Source organism: Dactylosporangium darangshiense (genome assembly GCF_039537565.1).
In the GTDB taxonomy this organism is placed as follows: Bacteria; Actinomycetota; Actinomycetes; order Mycobacteriales; family Micromonosporaceae; genus Dactylosporangium; species Dactylosporangium darangshiense.
The window spans coordinates 1-1,633 of record NZ_BAABAT010000172.1 but is presented as its reverse complement, the minus strand read 5'-3'; the positions used below and the strand labels follow the sequence as shown (position 1 = coordinate 1,633).

Annotated in this window: 1 protein-coding gene; it reads right to left on the bottom strand. The window is 67.5% G+C overall.

Annotation, left to right across the window (positions count from 1 at the left end):
- Nucleotides 1-1,633, bottom strand: a 1,633-nt coding sequence (locus tag ABD901_RS58505) for a non-ribosomal peptide synthetase (protein WP_345145036.1), incomplete at both ends; no start/stop codon positions are given.

Genomic DNA, 1,633 nt, shown 5'->3' with positions numbered 1-1,633 from the left:
GTGGCGAGCAGTGAGTGGCCGCCGAGGTCGAAGAAGTTGTCGGTGATGCCGATCTGGTCGAGGTGGAGCAGTTCGGTCCAGATGTGTGTGAGGAGTTCTTCGGTGGGGGTGGTGGGCGCTTGGTAGGTGGTGGTGAGTTCGGGTCTGGTGGTGTCGGGGGTGGGTAGGGCGGTGCGGTCGAGTTTGCCGTTGGGGGTGGTGGGGAGGTGGGTGAGTTCGATGTAGTGGGTGGGGATCATGTGGTCGGGCAGGCTGCGTCCGAGGTGGGTGCGAAGTTCGTCGATGGGGGGTAGGCCGTTGGTGGTGGTGAGGTAGGCGGCGAGGGCGTCTTCGTGTGCGGTGACGATGGCGGTGGTGATGTTGGGGTGGGTGGTGAGGGCGGTTTCGATTTCGGCGGGTTCGATGCGGTGGCCGCGGATTTTGAGTTGGTGGTCGGTGCGGCCGTGGAAGTGGAGTTGGCCGTCGGGTTGGTGGTGGGCGAGGTCGCCGGTGCGGTAGAGGCGGCTGCCGTCGGTGGCGTAGGGGTTGGGGATGAACCGTTCGGCGGTGCGGGCGGGTTGGTGGAGGTAGCCGCGGGCGAGGTTGTGGCCGGTGATGTGGATTTCGCCGGTGGCGCCGATGGGGACGGGGTTGAGGTGTGGGTCGAGGAGGTGGATGGCGGTGTTGGCGATCGGGTGTCCGATCGGGGTGTTGGTGGTGGTGGGTGTGATGGTGGCGGTGGTGGCGCAGACGGTGGTTTCGGTGGGGCCGTAGGCGTTGATGAGGTGTCGGCGGGTGTTCCAGTGTTGGGCGGTGGTGGGGTCGAGGCGTTCGCCGGCGGTGATGAGGGTGGTGATGGTGGTGAGGGTGTCGGGGTTGAGGGTGGTGAGGAGGCTGGGTGGGAGGGTGGCGGTGGTGATGGTTCGGGTGGTGAGCAGTGTGGTGAGTTGGTCGGGTTGTTGGTGTTGGGCGATGGTGAGGGCGGCGCCGGCGGTGAGGGCCATGACGGTTTCCCAGACGGAGGCGTCGAAGCTGAGGGAGGCGAACTGCAGGACGGTGTCGTCGGGGGTGGTGGCGGTGATGTGGGTGAGGGCGGCGGCGAGGTTGGTGAGGGTGTGGTGGGTGACGACGACGCCTTTGGGTCGGCCGGTGGAGCCGGAGGTGTAGATGACGTAGGCGGCTTGGTCGGGGTGGATGGTGACGGGTGGTGGGGTTGTGGGTTGGGTGGTGATGGTGGGGTCGTTGGGGGTGATGGTGCGGATGCGGCCGGCGGGGAGGTTGTCGAGGATGTCGTCGGTGGCGATGAGGAGTGCGGCTCGGCTGTCGGTGAGCATGTAGGCGAGTCGTTCGGTGGGGTAGTCGGGGTCCAGCGGCAGGTAGGCGGCGCCGGTCTTCCACACCGCCAGGATCGCGATGATGGGGTCGATGCCGCGGGGTAGGCAGATCGCGACGATCGTTTCCGGACCCGCGCCCAAGCGGTGCAGGTGTTGGGCGAGTTGGTTCGCGGCCGTGTCGAGTTCGCGGTACGTGTGGGTGTGTTCGCCGGAGTGCACGGCGGGTCGGTCGGGGTTGGTGTGGGCGTGTGCGGCGATGAGGGTGTGGACCGGTTGGGCGGGGACGGCGGCGTCGGTGGCGTTCCACGCCTCGAGTTGGG